The sequence below is a fragment of the Pseudomonas sp. P2S-1 genome (assembly GCF_057197725.1).
In genome coordinates this window covers 4,795,728-4,812,896 of the sequence record NZ_CM170068.1, presented here as the reverse complement: position 1 = coordinate 4,812,896, position 17,169 = coordinate 4,795,728, and the positions used below count along the sequence as shown (strand labels likewise).

Genomic DNA, 17,169 nt, shown 5'->3' with positions numbered 1-17,169 from the left:
GCGCAGACGATGTTGCCCGAAATCACCCAGTTCGAAGAAACGGTCACGCTGGTCAGCGATACCGGCATTCAATTCATGGATTTCGCCCTGCGTCTCGGACCGGATGGCGAACAGGCCGGCAAGTTCGTGCAGCTGAACAACGGCATGGTGCCGACGCGCCTGCTGTGGTCCCGCGAGTACAAGGACTTCTACGAGCCGGAGCCGGACAAGGTGGTCCAGGTGGAATTCGACACCACCGACGACAACCATTTCCGCGTGCCGATGGAAGACAGCCTCAAGCTGTTCGACGGCATCTGGCTGCCACTGCCGTTCCTGCGTTTCATGCCGCCCAATCGCTTCGACGAGGGCCCGAACAACTGGTCGCGGATGCGCCTGGTCAAGCTGCCGCAGCCCGATGTGGACGGCAACACCCACCGCCTGACCCTGGCCTTCGACAGCCGTATCATGCCGACCGTCGCCGGCTCCGCCTACCTGGCGCCGAACGAGGACGACGTGCGCTCCGGCGTGGCCTTCAAGCTGGCCACCAGCGCCCGTGAATACGGCTGGTTCCTGACCCATGTATGGATCCGCGAGTGGATCGCCGAGCTGTACGTCGAGGCTCGTGCCGAGTGGACCCGCGAGCGGCGCGACCGCGACCTGCAAGGCAACCGCCACATCGCCCACTACCTCAACGTGCTGAGCCTGCTGCGCCGCCCGGTCCCGGCCGAGCAGAGCACCGAGAGGCCCCAGGTCGAGATCCCCGAGCTCAAGGTCATCGCCAACGAAACCCAGGGCGTGGTCAAGCCGATCCCGGTGGACCTGGTGCTGGACGTCGGCAACTCGCGGACCTGCGGCATTCTCATCGAGGACCACGGCCAGTCCGGCTCGGGCCTGAAGAACAACTACGTGCTGGAACTGCGCGACCTGAGCGAGCCGGAAAAGGTCTACGACACCGCCTTCGAAAGCCGCGTGGAATTTACCCAGGCCTATTTCGGCAAGGACCACTGCTCGGTCAAGAGCGGCCGCCACAACGCCTTCCAGTGGCCGACCATCGCCCGCGTCGGCGCCGAGGCCGGACGCCTGGCCGGCCGCCGCCGCGGCACCGAGGGCTCGACCGGGCTGTCCAGCCCGAAACGCTACCTGTGGGACGAGAAACCCTACGGCCACGGCTGGCGCTTCAACACCGCCTACGTCAAGACCGACAAGGAGCCGCTGGCCACCGCCGCGCCGTTCTCGCACCTGATCAACGATCTCGGCCAGGCCCTGTACCTGCCGCCGAAGAACGACATGCCGGTGTTCACCCCGCGTTACTCGCGCAGCAACCTGATGACTTTCATGCTCGCCGAGGTGGTCACCCAGGCCCTGACCCAGATCAACAGCCCGGCCCAGCGCTCGCGCCAGGGCCACGCCCGGGTACCGCGCCAGCTCAACAGCATCACCCTGACCGTGCCGCCAGGCATGCCCCAGGCCGAGCGCAGCATCCTCAGCAACCGCCTGTACGAAGCCGTCGGCCTGGTATGGAAGAGCCTCGGCTGGCACGCCGGCGAGAGCAATCCGTTCAAGGACAAGACCGTGGTGCCGCGCACGCCGCTGCCGGGCATCCGCGTGGACTGGGACGAAGCCAGCTGCGGCCAGCTGGTGTACCTGTACAACGAGATCAACGAGAACTTCGACGGACACCCGGAAGAGTTCTTCGCAGCTCTCGCCCGCCCGGATCGCCAGGAGCGCGACCAGATCACCCTGGCCACCATCGATATCGGCGGCGGCACCACCGACCTGGTGATCACCGACTACCGCTTCGACCGCGGCAGCAACGGCGGCACCGGCGGCCATGGGCACATCATCCCCAGCCAGCGTTTCCGCGATGGCTTCAAGGTGGCCGGTGACGACATCGTCCTGGACGTGATCCAGGAGTTCGTCCTGCCGTCGTTCCGCAACGCCCTGGGCGACGCCGGGGTGAGCGAACCGGACGCCCTGATGTCGCGCCTGTGCGGCAACGGCGATGCCTCCGCGCCGGAGCGGATCCTGCGCCAGCAACTCAACCTGCAGGTCTTCGTACCGCTGGGCCTGGCCCTGCTCAAGGCTTACGAGCAGTACGACCCGGCACAGGCCTACGCGCCGGTCACCCAGACCTGGCGCGAGATCCTCGGCGACGCCGCAGTCAACGACGGCGTGCTGGACTTCGTCCACGCCGCGGTACGTCGCGAAGTCGGCCAGGACGGCACCCTCGATCTGTTGCAGACCGTCATCACCTTTGACCTGGCAAAAGTTCACAACGCCTTCATCGGCGGCCAGATCAACATTACCCGGGCCCTGACCGAGCTGTGCGAAGTGGTCGCCCACTATCCGTGCGACATGCTCCTGCTCACCGGCCGGCCATCGCGCCTGCCGGGCATCCAGGCCTTCATCCGCAAGTGCATCCCGCTGCCGCCCGGACGCATCCTGCCGCTGCAGAACTACCGCACCGGCGGCTGGTATCCGTTCCACCGCAACGGCCTGATCGACGATCCGAAGAGCACCGCCTCGGTGGGCGCGATGATCTGCCTGCTGTGCTCGAAGCACAGCGTGCCGAACTTCTATTTCCGCACCGTCGAGCTCAAGCCCTACTCGATCATCAAGCACTTCGGCCCGATCGACAAAGCAGGCACCATCGCGCACCGCAATGTGGTCTACCACGACCTCAAGTCGTCCAAGGGCCGCATCGAACTGCCCATCGTCGGCGAAGGCGAACAACGCGGCACGCCGTGGCTGGAAATGCGCGGCGACATGCACCTGGGCTACCGCCAGCTGTCCGCCGAACGCTGGTCGGCCTCGCCGCTGTACACCCTGCGCTTCACCCCGCGCGGCAGCGCCAGCTTCTCCACCGCCCAGGGCAAGAACGGCGAAACCCCGGTGCTGCGCATTCGCCTGGAAGTCGAGGAACCGTCGGACCTGCTGCTGGAGCAGGGCCTGATCAGCGACAAGCTGGTGATCTGCGACTTGCAATCGAACATCCAGGATGCCGATTTCGATTACGACCGGGATCTGGAGCTCTCACTCAACACCATGCCAACCGGAAGCCTGAGTGACAGCGACTATTGGCTCGACAGCGGGAACGTCAAAGGAAAATGAGCGACCTTACGCCAAAGCAGCAGCAGTTGATGAATGCCTGGGGCGCCGTTTACAAGGGCGCCGGCGAGGCACTGGAGTGGATCGAGCAGGTACGCGGCAATGCCGCCAGCGTCGAGGCCGAGGCCGATGACCTGAGCCTGCGCCTGCGCAGGGCTCGCAACCAGGCCAGGAGCCTCCGCCACGCGGCGTCGACGCCCATGGGCGTCGGTTTCTTCGGCTTGTCCCAGGCCGGCAAGTCGTACCTGATCTCGGCGCTCGCCGCCAACAGCGCCGGGGTTCTGGAGAGCGACTTCGGTGGCCGCACCCTGAACTTCCTCGAGCACATCAACCCCACGGGCAGTGGCGCCGAGGCGACCGGTGTGGTCACCCGCTTCAGCCGTCGTTCGCAGCCGGCGCCGGATGCCAACTACCCGATCGAGCTGAAGATGCTCCGGGAAATCGAGCTGGCCAAGATTCTCGGCAACACCTGGTGGGAAGACTTCAACCACGACTTGACCAAATACGAGATCACCCCGCAGCGCATCGACGCGCTGCTGCGCGAATTCGAAGGTCAGGAGGCCGAACTGCCGCAGCCCGGGGTCGACGGCGATGACATTGTCAGCCTGTGGGAATACCTCTCGGGCAGCTTCACCAGGCCCCTCGCCGTGCTCGACGAACTCTACTGGCCGCGGGTCATCAAGCTCGCGCCGCGCTTGAGCACGCGACAACGCGCCAGGCTCCTGTCGCCGCTGTGGGGCGAGCAGGCGTTGTTGACCGAGCTCTACGAAGTGCTGGGCGGTGCCCTGCAGAAGCTTGGGCATCCCGAGAAGGTGTACGCCCCGTTGACCGCGTTTTTCCAGGACACGGAAGAGGCGCGATACAACATCATGGCGGTGACGATCCTCAATCGGCTCGGAACCCGTCGCGATGTGCCGATCAATGTCCTGCCGTCGACAGAGGGCAAGGTGCAGTCCGCTGTCGGCATCACGGTTGCCCAACTGGCCGCCTTGACCGTGGAAATGACCTTCCGCCTGGTCAACCCGCCCAATGACGAGGTGGTGAACCAGGTCGACTTGCTGGACTTCCCGGGCTACCGCGCGCGGTACACCTTCAGCGACATCCGCAACGCGTCAAACGGGCAAAACCCGGATGAAATCAGCCCGGTCTGGAACCTGCTGGTGCGCGGCAAGGTGGCCTACCTGTTCGAGCGCTACAGTGACGCCCAGGAAATGAACGCGCTGGTGATCTGCACCAGCGCCAAGGGACAGGCCGAGGTGGTCAGTGTCGCCCCGGTATTGAGCAAATGGATCGGGAAAACCCAGGGCCATACGCCAAAGGAGCGTGCGGCGCGGGTGCCAGGATTGATCTGGGCGATCACCATGATGGACATCTGGATCGACGAATCGCTGAAAAAGGCGAGCCGTCCGCTACGCATCGAGTCGTGCGAAAACCTGATGAAAATGACCATCGTCGAGCGTTTTGGCACTGAGGACTGGATGCTGGACTGGTCCGGCCAGCCGTTCAACAACACCTATCTGGTGCGCAAGCCACGCCATAGCCGGGCATTCATCGACTTCGACGACAAGGGCGACGAAGTCAGCGTGTCCGGGCATTACGGCGAGAGTCTTGAACTGCTCACCGCCGAGTTCAAGGTGTACAAGGACATCGTGCGCCATGTGAAAGAGCCCGAAGCCTCCTTCGCGGCAGTGATGGGCATGAATGACGGCGGTATCAGCCGCTTCGCCTCCAGCTTTACGCCGTTCGCCGATATCGGTTTCAAGCTTTCGCGCATCGAGGAGCAACTGCACGAGTGCCGCACCAGCCTGCTCGACAACGGCCTCTACGCCTGGCGCGAAGAGGACTTCGAGGCGCTGCTGGCGCGCAAGATGCAGAAGATCAAGCTCCTCCTCAGGCCGCTGGGTGCCGACCCCGACGTCATCAGCGAGGTGATTCTCGCCCTGCAATTGCCCACCGAGCAGTTGCGCGAGCTGTACCTGAGCGGTGTGTACAACGTCGATGACGACGAAGACGAGGCCGGCGAGACCGAGCCGGCGTTCACCGCGCCGGCCAACAAGGCACCGGCGATCGACTTCGACTTCGGCGACGACGACGCGCCGGCCCCCGCTTCAGCACCCGCGGCCAAGCCGCTGGCCAAGCGCCTGAACGCCGAGCAGCGCTTTGCCCGTGCGGCGCTGAAGGCGTGGATCAAGCACATGCGCGAGATCGGCAACCAGCCCCAGCGCCTGGTCAGCCTGCGCATGACCCGCGAGCTGATGGACGGCCTGGTCGAAGAACTGGTCAGCGCCGCACGGCGCCCGGGCCTGCTCGAACAACTGGACGCGGCGGTGACCCGGCGCATCATCGGCGGTGCTCGCCGTGACCAGTTGGTGCAGCGCCAGGTGCTGGAGGTGCAACTGGTGATGCGCGATTTCCTGTCGTGGTTCGGCTTGCTGGGTAAACCGCTCGAACAGCGGCCAACGCGCATGCTGGGTACCAAGGGCCCGGTGTTCGACTTCTACGGCAAGGTGGCCGTGGGCGATCTGCCGGACTTGCCTGAGACGCCTTCGCATCAGGAGCAGCGCTTCCACATGGACTGGCTGTCCAGCCTGGCCTGGCTGATCAAGGAGAACGCCAAGAGCGGCTCCGATCCGGAAATCACTACCGAGCAGCGGCGCCAGCTGGCCGTCCTGCTCAACACTTTTGAAGCGAGTTGAGTGCAATGGGTATCAGAGTTGATGTGCTGCCGCTGGACGTGAACACGCCAGGCCATGGCGTGCTGCGGATCACCGGCTGGGAAGGTTCCGGCGAGGGCCTGCAATGCTCCCTGCAAAGCAGCCAGACCCAGAAGTTCCTGCAGGAAGGCGGGCTCTGGAGCGACGTTGCCCATTGGTTCCCTCTTGACGGCATGACCGCTGCCGAGGGCGGCGCGATCGAGACCCGCATCGGGCCGAACCTGATCAACCCGCTGCTGCAGGCCAGCGGCACGGCGAACTTCCGTATCGAAGTGAACCAGCCGGCCACCGGCCTGACCGAAGTGCACATGGTGCGCCTGAACCCGACCCTGGTCGCTTCGGCGGACCTCAACTCGCCGATGCCGAAAGCGCCTGAGCCGGCACCAGCACCGGCACCGGTTCCCGCACCAGCGCCAGTACCAGAGCCGGAGCCAGTACCGGAGCCGGTACCGGTACCAGAGCCAGAGCCAACACCAGAGCCGGAAATCGTGCCCGAGCGCCTGGTTCCACCACCGCCACCGCCTCCACCTGCCAAATCCAATCGCTGGGTGATCCCGGTGGTGATCCTGGTGCTGCTGGCCCTGATCGCTGCAGGTGCCGCCTGGTGGTGGTTCAACAAGAAGGATCAACCTGCGCCGGAAGCGAAGCCTCCCGTGGCAGAGACTCCTGCACCAGAACCGGCACCCGCGCCTGCCGGCGCCACGCCGTGCACTCTGGAAAGCATGCAGAACCAGCCTGAACTGGCCTTCGTCCAGGCCTGTATCCAGAACAAGCCGGACAGCGCCACGGTGCTGGAAGTGATCAAGCAGGCCAAGGCCAGCAACCATTGCGGCGTGGCCCAGCGCCTGTACGCCAACCGCGCGCAGGGCGGCGATATCGAGATCGCCAGCGCCTATGCCCGCGAGTACGACCCCAAGTACCTGCAGCCAAGCGAGTGCTTCAAGGCTCCGGACAACGCCACCGCGGCCTACTGGTACGAAACCATCCTCGGCTTCGATGAAAACAACGCCGAAGCCAAGGCACGCTTCGAGGAACTCAAGCCATGAGCCTGCGCGGTCTCGGTGTCGCCCTCCTGGCCATGAGCCTGAGCCCGGCCCTGCTGGCGGCGGACAAACCGCTGCTGCAGGACGGCAAGAAGACCCTGTTCCAGCGCGTCCTGACCACGCCGAGCTGCAAACTCAGCAGCGCGGCTGGCGGCGCACCCGGGGCCGCGCAACCGGCCTTCAGCCGCTTCTACGTCTACGAACGCTCCGCCGTGGACGGCAATGACTGGCTGCGCGTCGGGCCCGATACCCAGGGCAAGACCATCGGCTGGCTGCCGGGCGCCTGCACCGTCGAGTGGAAGATGCAACTGACCCTGGCCTTCACCAACCCGGCCAACCGTGACCGCCTGCTGTTCTTCAAGGAGCGCAAGCAGCTCGAAGGCGTCCTCGACGCGCCGGATCCGGTCAGCCAGGTGGCACCGATCCGCGCCCAGCTGAAAAACGGCAAGGAAGCACCGGGCGTACTGGCCCAGGAGCCGGAATACTTCGTCGACCTGCAGAAGAACTTCTACCTGCTGCCGGTCCTGAGCGGCGAAGAGGTGATGACCGAGGAAGGCTTCCGCACGCGCATTCTGAATGTCGCCTCGGTGAGCAAGGCCGACGCCGCCAGCGCCGCCAAGGCCAATCCGGCGGACCCGGCCGGCGCCAAGACCCAGATGAAGGCGTTCAGCGCCGCGGTGGTGTTCGTCATCGACTCGACCATCTCCATGGACCCGTACATCGACCGCACCCGCGAAGCGATCAAGCGGGTCTACGCGCAGGTGGAGAAGGAGAACCTCGGCCAGCAGGTGAAGTTCGGCCTGGTCGCCTTCCGTTCCAGCACCAAGGCGGTGCCGGGGCTGGAGTACGTCAGCAAGATGTACGCCGACCCGAACACTGTGAAGGACGGTGCCGACTTCCTGGCGAAAGTGGCTGACCTCAAGCAGGCCAAGGTCTCCAGCAGCGTCTTCGACGAGGATGCCTACGCCGGCGTGATGCATGCCATCGACAAGGTCGACTGGAGCCAGTTCGGCGCCCGCTACGTGGTGTTGATCACCGACGCCGGGGCCATCGACGGCGGCGACAAGCTGTCCAGCACCGGCCTGGGTGCCGAGCAGGTGAAGATCGAGGCCAGCAACCCGGGCGTCGCCCTCTACACCCTGCACCTGAAGACCCCGAGCGGGGCGAAGAACCACAGCGCCGCCGAAGCCCAGTACCGCGTGCTGTCGAACTTCCCCGGCACCAACACCTCGCTGTACTACCCGGTCAATGCCGGTGACGTGAATGCCTTCGGGCAGAAGGTCGACAGCCTCGCCAGCGCGATCACCCAGCAGGTGCGTTCCGCCTACATGGGCGAGGACGCCATCGGCAGCGCGACCAATGCCAAGGCCGACCCGGCCGAGCAGAAGATGCTCGACGACGCCGCGCTGATCGGCCACGCCATGCAGCTGGCCTACCTCGGCAAGACCACCGGCACCCAGGCGCCGCCGGTGTTCCAGGCGTGGATCAGCGACCGTGACCTGATCAAGCAGAACGTGCCGACCACCGATGTCCGCGTGCTGCTGACCAAGGCCCAGCTCAGCGACCTCAGCGACGTGCTCAAGCAGGTCCTGGACGCGGCCAACGAAGGCATGATCTCGCCCACCGAGATGTTCACCCGCCTGCGTTCCGTGGCGGCGACCATGGGCGCCGACCCGAACCAGCTGAAACAGGGTTCGACCACCAAGGTCGCCGACCTCGGCGTGCTCGGCGAGTACCTCGAGGACCTGCCGTACCACAGCGAAGTGCTCAACCTGGACGAAGAAACCTGGAAAGGCTGGGACGGCCTGGCCCAGGAGAAATTCATCCGCAACCTGGGCACCAAGCTGCGCCACTACCAGCGTTACAACGCCGATGTCGACCGCTGGGTGGCCCTGGCCCCGGGCGCCGACAGCCGCGACAACGTCTACCCCGTGCCACTGGAAATGATGCCCTGACCGCTCATGCTCGATATCAAGGGATTGAGAGTGGTCCGCGGACAGGGACCCCAGGCGCATGCGGTGCGCCTGGATGCACTGCAACTGCAACCGGGCCAGATTCTGGCGATTACCGGCGAGAGCGGCTGCGGCAAGAGTACCCTGCTCGAAGCCATCGGCCTGCTGCTCAAGCCTGAGCGCCTGGAGCACTACCGCCTCGGCGCCGGTCGCGAAGACGTGGCGCAATTGCTTGCCGATGACCAGCAAACCGCCCTCGCCGCTCTGCGCGCGCGGGAGCTGGGCTTCGTCCTGCAGAGCGGCGGGCTGCTGCCGTTCCTCAAGGTCCGCGACAACATCCTGCTGCCCCGCCGCCTGCTCGGCCTGGCGCCGCACAGCGTGGCGGTGGACAAAGCGGTGGCCGCCCTCGGCCTCGAACCGCTGCTGGACAAGCTGCCCCAGGCGCTGTCCATCGGCGAGCGCCAGCGGGTCGCCTGCGTGCGCGCCATCGCCCACGAGCCACCGGTGCTGCTGGCCGACGAACCGACCGCCGCGCTGGACCCGAACAACGCCCGGCGCCTGTTCGAGCTGCTGCTGAACCTGGTCGCGGAGCTGGGCATGAGCGCCCTGCTGGTTTCCCACGACTGGGCCCTGGTGCAAGACTTCGGCCTACCGCGCCTGGGCGCGGTCAACGCTGACGGGGAGACACGCTTTGAGCCCGTTTAAGCGCCTCGCCCTGCTCGCCCGGCTGTCTCTCGCCGACCTCTGGCACGACCGCAACGTCTCGCTGTGCATGGCCGCGTCGCTGGTGGCGGTGATCGCGCCGCTGCTGTTGCTGTTCGGCCTCAAGCACGGGGTGGTCAGCCAGTTGCAGCAAGAGCTGCTCAGCGACCCACGCAACCTCGAAGTAAAGATGCTCAGCAGCGGCCACTACGGCGAGGACTGGCTGCAAGGCCTGCGGGCGCTGCCGGAAACCGGCTTCGCCATCGGCCAGACCCGCTCGCTGAACACCCAGGCCGACCTGCTCGGCGCCCGTGGCCGCTTCGCCGACAGCGTCGAGGTGATTCCAACCCAGGCCGGCGACCCGCTGCTCGCCACCGAACTGAGCGCGCTGCAAGGCGACCAGGTGATTCTCAGCGAGCGCGCCGCACAGCGCCTGGAGGCCAAGGCCGGCGACAGCATCCGCCTGCGGGTGACCCGGCGCCTCAACGAAGTCAACGAACGCGGTGAGCGCACGTTGCAGGTGCGTGCGGTCCTCGACAACGTGCGCTTCGCCCGCCCGGCGGCGTTCGTCAGCTCCGCCCTGCTGCTGCAGCTGGAGCACTACCGCGACGGTTATCTGGTGCCCGAACTGGGCGCCGGCAGCGGCCAGCCGCTGGACGGGGTCAAGGTCGGCTACGCCCGCGCCCGGGTCTACGCCCGGGACATCGACAGCGTCGCCCCCCTCGAACAATGGCTCAACGGCCAGCGCATCGAGACCGCCAGCCGCCTGGCCGAGATCGACAACGTCAAGGCCATCAACCATGTGCTCGGGCTGATCTTCGGGGTGATTGCCGGGGCCGCGCTGATCGGCTGCATCGCCTCGCTGGTGGGCGCCTTCCTCGCCAATATCGACCGCAAGCGCCGCGACCTCGCGGTGCTGCGCCTGCTCGGCTTCACCAGCCCGGCGGTGGCCGGGTACGTGGTGCTGCAGGCGCTGGTGCTGAGCCTGACCGGCTACCTCGGCGGCCTCGCCTGTTACTACTTTGGCAGCCTGCTGTTTGACCAATTGCTCGGCAGCAGCGCCGCGACCGGCACCTTCATCTGCCATATCACTGTCTGGCACGGCCTGGTGGCCCTGCTTCTGGCGTTCCTGGTCGCCGGCCTGGTCGCCCTGATCGGCGCCCTGCGGGCGATCCGGATACAACCTGCGGAGAGTCTGCGTGAACTCTAGAACCTGTGCCCGCCTGGCCCTGGCGCCATTGACCTTGGGCTGCCTGCTGACGGCGCATGCAGCCACCTGGGACGAGAAATTCTACAACCCGATGGCCGACGCCGACGACGTGGTCCTGCCCATGCCCTGCGATGGCGCCATGGTGTTCCGCAAGGTGCTGATCCCGGTGGCCGGCCCGCTGGACGACTACCCGATCAACATCGGCCAGGACAGCGCCGAGTACGGCTACGTCGAGCAGACCCGGCCGACCTTCATCGCCGGCAGCTTCACCAGCGCCAAGGGCGAGAAGTCGCGCTACTTCCTGATGGCCAAGTACGAGATGACCCAGCTGCAGTACCGCGCGCTGATGGACGAGACCTGCCCGACGCCATCGAACAAGCAGCGCCTGCCGATCGTCTCGGTGAGCTGGCTGGACGCCCTGCAGGCCTCCGACAAGTACAACCGCTGGCTGCGCACCAATGCCGCCGCCAAGCTGCCGAAGGAAGACGGCGCCCTGGGCTTCCTGCGCCTGCCCACCGAGGTGGAGTGGGAGTTCGCTGCCCGTGGCGGCCTGCAGGTCAGCAGCGCCGAATTCCGCGACAGCCGTTACCCGATGCCCGAGGGCCTGAACGCCTACGAATGGTTCGCCGGCTCGCAATCGTCCAACGGCCAGTTGCAGCTGAGCGGCCTGCTCAAGCCCAACCCGCTGGGCCTGCACGACATGCTCGGCAATGCCAGCGAGATGATGTTCGAGCCCTTCCGCCTGAACAAGCTCGACCGCCAGCACGGCCAGGCCGGCGGCTTCGTAGTGCGCGGCGGCAACTACCTGACCGCCGAGGGCGAGCTGCGCACCGCCGCGCGCCATGAAGAGCCGTACTACGACGCCGAAGGCGCGGTGAGCAAGAAGACCAACGGCCTGCGCCTGGCCCTGGTGTCGCCGACCCTGACCTCGCGCGAGCGGGTCAAGACCATCGAGAAGAGCTGGAGCACCCTCGGCGCCGACCAGCCGGTGGCCGAAAGCAAGGACAAGGGCACGGTCAAGGCCCTCGAGGACCTCGCCTCCAGCGTCGACGATGCCGCCCTCAAGGGCCAGCTCAAGACCGTCGAGAACCAGCTGCGCGCCAGCAACCAGCAACAGCAGGAAGCCCGCGACCAGGCGATCCGCGCCAGCCTCAACCTGGGCGCCTTCCTCTGCACCAAGATGCTCGACGACGGCCAATACCTGGACTTCCTGCAGAAGAACTACAGCGCCAACTGCAAGACCGGCGAGGAAGACCCGACCTGCGGCATGCGCAAGACCAAGCTCGACGAGCAGAACGACCGCCTGCACAAGCTCAGCCGCTACTACGCCAGCTCCCTGGTGGACTCCGGCTCGCTGTACGGCCAGCCGCTGATCGCCGCCCAGATGCCGGTGCTCGAAGGCGTGCTGACCGCCAACAAGAACCTCAAGGAACTGACGCCTTACCTGCGCACCCACTGGGCCAACCAGCAGGCGTTCCTCAAGACCCAGAAAATCGACACCGACGCCTGGCTGAAAAGCTGCAAGGCCGTGACCCACTGACTCCAGCCCCCAAGGAAGAGCAACCATGAGCTTCACCCGACCCGCCCGTTTCAGTTCGTGGATCAGCCTGATGCTGGTCGCCGCCCTGGCCGTTACCGGTTGCGCCAGCACCGGTAGCTCGTTGCTCGACGACAAGGGCGGCACCGCCGACCCGCGCCTGACCACCGGCAATGATGCCAAGTTCTTCAGCACCTCCGGCTACCAGGCCTGCGCCCTGGCCGCCGGTGCCGGCGTGCTGGCCTGCGTGCTGTCCAACTCGGGCAACAAGGCGACCTGCGCCATCGTCGCCGGCGTAGCCGCCTGTGGCGTGGCCATGGGTGCCAACTACTACCTCGACCAGCGTCGCGCCCAGTACTCGAACACCACCGAGCGCCTGAACGCGATGACCGGCGAAGTGCAGAAGAAAAACGCCCAGCTCGCCGAGCGCAGCAACACCCTGCAGCGGGTGATCGCCGACGACAAGCAGCAGATCGCCGATATCCAGAAGAACATCAAGGCCAAGACCGTGGACAAGGCCAAGGCCCAGCAGGACCTGGCCAATATCGACAAGAACCTCGAGTTGATGAACCGCGACCTGAAGACCATGCACACCAACGTCAGCGAATACCAGAAAGTGACCCTGGCCGAGCGTAACTCCGGCGCCAAGCCAGCCGAGCTGAAGCAGGTCGAGGCGGAAATCGCCAAGATGAATACCAAGGTCGCTTCGCTGCAGCAGGAAGTCGACGGCCTGTACAGCCAGCGCTCGGCTATCACCCTGGGCTAAGGAGCGGACCATGACGTTTCGTCTGCTTCTCGGCGTCGTGGTCCTGGCCAGCCTGAGCGGCTGCGCCACCACGGCCTCGCAATGCAACGCCTCGAACAGCGACACCAGCCTGATCGGCAAGCTCAACTGCGACTACGGCGGCGGCTATGCCGAAGGCGTGCGCAACAGCGAGCAGGACCTGCTGGCCGCGCAAGAGCAGAACCGCCAGTTCAACCAGGTCTATGACGAACTGACCGCCATGCAGGCCAGCACCCGCCAGGACCTGGCCACCCAGCAACGCCAGCAGGCCGCGCTGCAGAAATCCCTGAGCGGGCTGCTGACCACGCTCAAGGCCCGTCACGCTAACAAGCAGGACGTTCAGCAGCAGATCGCCGGGCTGGAGAAACAGCTCCAGGCCGCCAAGGCGGCGCCTGCGAAGAACGCCAGCAGCGCCCAGCTGGCCGCCCGCCAGGAAGAGCTCAAGTCCCTGCAGAAACAGGTCAGCCGCCTGCAACTGAGCCTGGGCTACGAGTAATCCCCTTCGGCAGCTTCGGCTGCCGACCTCTTTTTTCAGGACACCACTATGCAGCGGGTTATCCGCGACACCAGTCCCTCGCAGGACGACCCAGGATTGCTGGAACAGGGCACGGCGCTGATCACCCGCTACTTCCCGCCCAGCGTGGCCCATCTGTTCGCCATTCCGCGGACCGGCCAGGACGGCACCCGCGAGTGGTGGAGCGAGCTGCAAGGGCAGCCGCAGCGCTACCTCGATCTGAACCAGGACCAGCAGGCCGCCCTGCTCGGTGTCTATGAACAACGCCAGGGCGCCTTGCGCCAACTGGTCGGAGAACTGCGTGGCCGTGGCCTGGAACAGGAAGCCGCGCAAGTGCAGCGGCTGATCGGCCCGCCGAAGCTGGAGAACCTCTACAGCGTCAACGGCCAGCCGCTGGTCACCCGCTGGAGCGAGCCACCGCCCCCGCCGCCACCCGTACCACCGGTAGCCGAGGTGCCGCCGCCCGCGCCCGTGGTCCCGCCGCGCCGGGTGTTCTGGTTGCCATGGTTCCTGCTGCCGTTGCTGGCCCTGCTGCTGTTGGCATTGCTGCTGTGGCTGGCCTGGCCGTGGCTGATGCGCTGGCTGCACCCGGAGGCGCCCGTCCCGCCGGTGGTCGAACCACCCGCAGTCAGCGCCCCGGCTCCTGAACCGGTGCCAGAACCGGTGCTCGAGCCCAAGCCCGAGCCGGTACCCGAGCCTGTCCCTGCCCCCGTGAAGCCGGACCCCGCACCTGCGGCGAAACCCGCCTGCACCCGGCCCGCGCAGGAGCTGCCACCGGAGTTCACCGTGGTGCTCGACACCTCCGGTTCCATGAACCTCAGCGTGGAAGCTTCCGACCGGGATGAACAGTGGTTCTTCAAGGTCCTCAACAAAATGGCCGTTCCGGACCCGCAACGTATCGCGCAGATCACCGCCGAGCCGGTGCGCATCGACGTCGCCAAGCAGGGCCTGACCCGCCTGATCGACAACCTGGATTCGAGCATCGACATGCGCGTGGTCACCTTCGACGGTTGCCGGGCACCGATCGACCATGGCCTGTTCGTGCCGAGCCAGCGCCCGGCGCTGATCCGCGGGATCCACAACCTCAAGGCGGACGATGGCACGGCCCTGGCCGCCAGCCTCGAAGTCGCCGCCGGCAAGATGAACGGCCGTGATCGCGACGGCGTGATCGTGATGTTCGTCGATGGCCCGGACGGCTGCGACCGCAACGTCTGCGAGGTGGCGCAGAACATCGCCCGGCACCAGCCGCGCCTGAAGGTGAACCTGGTGAACATCAGCCGCAACAGCGAAGCCAATTGCGTCGCCGAAGCGACCGGTGGCCGTGTCTACACCGGCGACAACGCGGCGCAGGTCGCCAAAGCCCTCGAACAAGCCAGCCGCGAAGTCACCCGCGGCGGCAACTGCCAGGAATAACGATGCAACGGGTTATCCGCGACACCCTCGCCAGCCAGGACGCCGCCGCTGCCCTCGTGCAGCGCGTGGCGACCATCCGCAAGCACTTTCCACCGAGCATCGCGCACCTCTATGCGATCCCCCGGCAAGGCCGCGATGGCGTACTGGAATGGTGGTCGGAGCTGGAAGGCCAGCCGCAGCCCTATGCGGCCCTGGGCAAGGACCAGCAGGCAGCCTTGCTGCAACGCTTCGGCGAGCGCCAGGCCGCCGTCGGCCAGCTTGCCAGCGCGCTGCAGCAGCGCGGCCAGGCGGAGGTGGCGCAGGCCCTGCAAAGCCTGATCGGCGCGCCGGACCTGGCCAACCTGTACAGCGTCAACGGCGAGCCGCTGATCGTCCGCTGGGGGCAGCCCGAGCCGGTGATTCCGGCACCTGCACCGCCGCCTCCGCCGGTCCAGGCACCGCCTCCGCCACCGCCACCGCCGAAGCCAAAACCCGCGCCCGTGGTGGTCATGGTCGAACGTCGGCGCTGGCGCCTGTGGCCCTGGCTGCTGCTCGCCCTGCTGCTGGGCCTGCTCTATTGGCTGTGGCTGAGCTGGCCGATGCTCTGGGCGCGCTGGCAGTCCGACCAGACCGCAATGTGCACGCCAGGCCAGACCTTCCAGCCCTCGCAATTCACCGTGGTGCTGGACACCTCCGGCTCGATGGACGAGCGCCTGCGGGTCAAGCGCCCGGAGGACCCGTGGTACTACAGCGTGATGGCCAGGATCCCCATCGTCGAATCCTTCATCCCGGCCGCGCCGGGCCAGCGCACCACGCGGATGGACGTGGCGAAGAGTTCGCTGATCTCGGTGATCAACGACCTCGACGACAAGGTCGCGATGCGCCTGGTGACCTTCAACGGCTGCCGCACACCCGTGGACCTTGGTGTATTCGGGCACAACCAGCGCGGCGAACTGATCGAGCGCATCGGCAAGCTCAAGGCCGGTGGCGGTACCGCGCTGGGGATGAGCCTGGAAGCCGCCGCGCAGGAAATGGACGGGCAGAACCGCGACGGCGTGATCGTGATGTTCGTCGATGGTCGCGACGGCTGCGGCACCGACATCTGCCATGTGTCGGAGAACATCGCCCAGAGCAAGCCGCGCTTGCGGGTCAACATCGTCAATATCAGCGCCAGCACCGGATCCAACTGTGCCGCGGAGAACACCGGTGGGCGGGTCTACACCGCCGATGATGCGGCGGCTGTAGCGGCGGCCTTGCAGGAGGCGACCCAGGAAGTGTCCCAGGACAAGGGCTGCTGACGGCTCATTCCGGCGCCTGGTCGCCGCCGCGGCGAAAGCCGTTCGGCGACTGGCCGGTCAGGCGCCGGAAGAACCGCGAGAAATAGGCCGGATCGGCAAAGCCCAGGGCGTCCGAGACCTGGGCCACGGTCATGTTGGTGTAGACGAGGTTGCGCCGCGCCTCCAGCAGCAGGCGCTGGTGGATGATCTGCAGCGCGGTCTGCCCGGCCAGTTGGCGGCACAGGTTGTTCAGGTGCACGGCAGACATGCCCAGGCGGTGGGCAAAGGTCTCCACGGTCAGGTGCTCGCGATAGTGCTGCTCCACCAGCTTGATGAAGCCGCCAAGGAACTGCCGGTTGCGCTCGTCCCGTCCGCTGGCGACCTTGCCTTGTTGCCGCATGCGACTTATCCACACCATCAGCACGTTGACCAGCGAGCCCAGCACCAGGTCGCGGGAGGCGGCGCTGCCGTCATATTCCTTGAGCAGGGCTTCGAACAGGGTGTTGATGAAGGCGCGGTCCTCGCCCAGCGCATAGCAGCCGGCGGAGGCCAGTACTGCCAACGGTGCGCCCAGGCGGGCTTCGAGTTGCGCCACTAGCGGCGCGCCGAGGGTCAGCACATAGCCTTCGATATCCTCGGAAAACTGGAAGCCATGCACGCACAGCGGCGGGGTGACCTGGATCGACGGTTCGACGATCTTACTGCGCCGCCCTTCCACCTCCACCGTCGCCTGGCCGTGCTGCACGTAGAGCAACTGGAACAGGTCGGCGTGGCGGTGCGGCTTGATCTCCCAGTGGTAGAGGCTGCTGCGCTTGGGGATGGACTCGCAATGCAGCAGGTCCGGGGTCGGCCAGGCCTGGCTTTCGCCGTAGAGCTTGAAGACGGGGACGGGTGGGGGATTGGTTTTCATCAGGACTCTTTTCGTTGGTGCTGATGGCCTCATCGCTGGCAAGCCAG

12 protein-coding genes are annotated in these 17,169 nt (G+C 66.2%); 11 read left to right on the top strand and 1 reads right to left on the bottom strand.

Annotated elements, in window-relative coordinates:
• The first annotated feature begins 9 nt into the window (after window positions 1–9).
• The 11 genes from AC2CQI_RS21545 to AC2CQI_RS21495 are packed head-to-tail and all read left to right on the top strand — an operon-like array spanning window position 10 to window position 16,233.
• Entirely contained in the window at window positions 10–3,090 is a 3,081-nt protein-coding gene (locus AC2CQI_RS21545) for a virulence factor SrfB (protein WP_484577819.1), read from the top strand.
• Window positions 3,087–5,783, top strand: a complete 2,697-nt coding sequence (locus AC2CQI_RS21540) for a virulence factor SrfC family protein (protein WP_484577818.1) — start codon at window positions 3,087–3,089, stop codon at window positions 5,781–5,783. Before AC2CQI_RS21545 ends, AC2CQI_RS21540 begins: the two co-directional genes overlap by 4 nt.
• 5 nt (window positions 5,784–5,788) lie before the next feature.
• Window positions 5,789–6,847: a hypothetical protein gene (locus tag AC2CQI_RS21535; RefSeq protein ID WP_484577817.1), complete on the top strand. Its 1,059-nt coding sequence runs from the start codon at window positions 5,789–5,791 to the stop codon at window positions 6,845–6,847.
• On the top strand, window positions 6,844–8,799 hold the full coding sequence (locus AC2CQI_RS21530) for a vWA domain-containing protein (protein WP_075805947.1): 1,956 nt from the start codon (window positions 6,844–6,846) through the stop codon (window positions 8,797–8,799). The genes AC2CQI_RS21535 and AC2CQI_RS21530 overlap by 4 nt, the downstream gene beginning before the upstream one ends.
• A 6-nt stretch (window positions 8,800–8,805) precedes the next feature.
• Entirely contained in the window at window positions 8,806–9,501 is a 696-nt protein-coding gene (locus AC2CQI_RS21525) for an ABC transporter ATP-binding protein (RefSeq protein ID WP_484577816.1), read from the top strand.
• Window positions 9,488–10,708 carry an ABC transporter permease gene (locus AC2CQI_RS21520; protein ID WP_484577815.1) on the top strand — a complete coding sequence of 407 codons (1,221 nt, stop codon included), beginning with the start codon at window positions 9,488–9,490 and terminating at the stop codon, window positions 10,706–10,708. The genes AC2CQI_RS21525 and AC2CQI_RS21520 overlap by 14 nt, the downstream gene beginning before the upstream one ends.
• Window positions 10,709–10,736: 28 nt before the next feature.
• Window positions 10,737–12,248, top strand: a complete 1,512-nt coding sequence (locus tag AC2CQI_RS21515; RefSeq protein WP_484580651.1) for a formylglycine-generating enzyme family protein — start codon at window positions 10,737–10,739, stop codon at window positions 12,246–12,248.
• Window positions 12,249–12,273: 25 nt separating this feature from the next.
• Complete coding sequence (locus tag AC2CQI_RS21510) at window positions 12,274–13,011, top strand: hypothetical protein (protein ID WP_484577814.1); 738 nt, start codon at window positions 12,274–12,276, stop codon at window positions 13,009–13,011.
• Between the two features lie 10 nt (window positions 13,012–13,021).
• Window positions 13,022–13,525 (top strand): hypothetical protein, encoded by a 504-nt coding sequence (locus AC2CQI_RS21505; RefSeq protein WP_484577813.1) that lies wholly within the window; start codon window positions 13,022–13,024, stop codon window positions 13,523–13,525.
• A 48-nt stretch (window positions 13,526–13,573) separates the two neighbouring features.
• The gene (locus tag AC2CQI_RS21500; RefSeq protein WP_484577812.1) at window positions 13,574–14,956 is read left to right on the top strand and encodes a VWA domain-containing protein; all 1,383 of its coding nucleotides are present in this window, start codon (window positions 13,574–13,576) and stop codon (window positions 14,954–14,956) included.
• Between the two features lie 2 nt (window positions 14,957–14,958).
• On the top strand, window positions 14,959–16,233 hold the full coding sequence (locus tag AC2CQI_RS21495) for a VWA domain-containing protein (RefSeq protein ID WP_484577811.1): 1,275 nt from the start codon (window positions 14,959–14,961) through the stop codon (window positions 16,231–16,233).
• Between the two features lie 4 nt (window positions 16,234–16,237).
• Here AC2CQI_RS21495 and AC2CQI_RS21490 read toward each other — a convergent pair whose 3' ends face one another.
• Window positions 16,238–17,122, bottom strand: coding sequence for a helix-turn-helix domain-containing protein (locus tag AC2CQI_RS21490; RefSeq protein ID WP_075805939.1), 885 nt, complete (start codon window positions 17,120–17,122; stop codon window positions 16,238–16,240).
• Between the last annotated feature and the right edge of the window lie 47 nt (window positions 17,123–17,169).

Bases quoted from the DNA above. Each gene is read 5' to 3' on its own strand.
- AC2CQI_RS21535 (WP_484577817.1), top strand. From the start codon at position 5,789: ATGGGTATCAGAGTTGATGTGCTGCCGCTGGACGTGAACACGCCAGGC.
- AC2CQI_RS21500 (WP_484577812.1), top strand. From the start codon at position 13,574: ATGCAGCGGGTTATCCGCGACACCAGTCCCTCGCAGGACGACCCAGGA.
- AC2CQI_RS21510 (WP_484577814.1), top strand. From the start codon at position 12,274: ATGAGCTTCACCCGACCCGCCCGTTTCAGTTCGTGGATCAGCCTGATG.
- AC2CQI_RS21490 (WP_075805939.1), bottom strand. From the start codon at position 17,122: ATGAAAACCAATCCCCCACCCGTCCCCGTCTTCAAGCTCTACGGCGAA.
- AC2CQI_RS21540 (WP_484577818.1), top strand. From the start codon at position 3,087: ATGAGCGACCTTACGCCAAAGCAGCAGCAGTTGATGAATGCCTGGGGC.
- AC2CQI_RS21495 (WP_484577811.1), top strand. From the start codon at position 14,959: ATGCAACGGGTTATCCGCGACACCCTCGCCAGCCAGGACGCCGCCGCT.
- AC2CQI_RS21505 (WP_484577813.1), top strand. From the start codon at position 13,022: ATGACGTTTCGTCTGCTTCTCGGCGTCGTGGTCCTGGCCAGCCTGAGC.
- AC2CQI_RS21545 (WP_484577819.1), top strand. From the start codon at position 10: ATGTTGCCCGAAATCACCCAGTTCGAAGAAACGGTCACGCTGGTCAGC.
- AC2CQI_RS21525 (WP_484577816.1), top strand. From the start codon at position 8,806: ATGCTCGATATCAAGGGATTGAGAGTGGTCCGCGGACAGGGACCCCAG.
- AC2CQI_RS21530 (WP_075805947.1), top strand. From the start codon at position 6,844: ATGAGCCTGCGCGGTCTCGGTGTCGCCCTCCTGGCCATGAGCCTGAGC.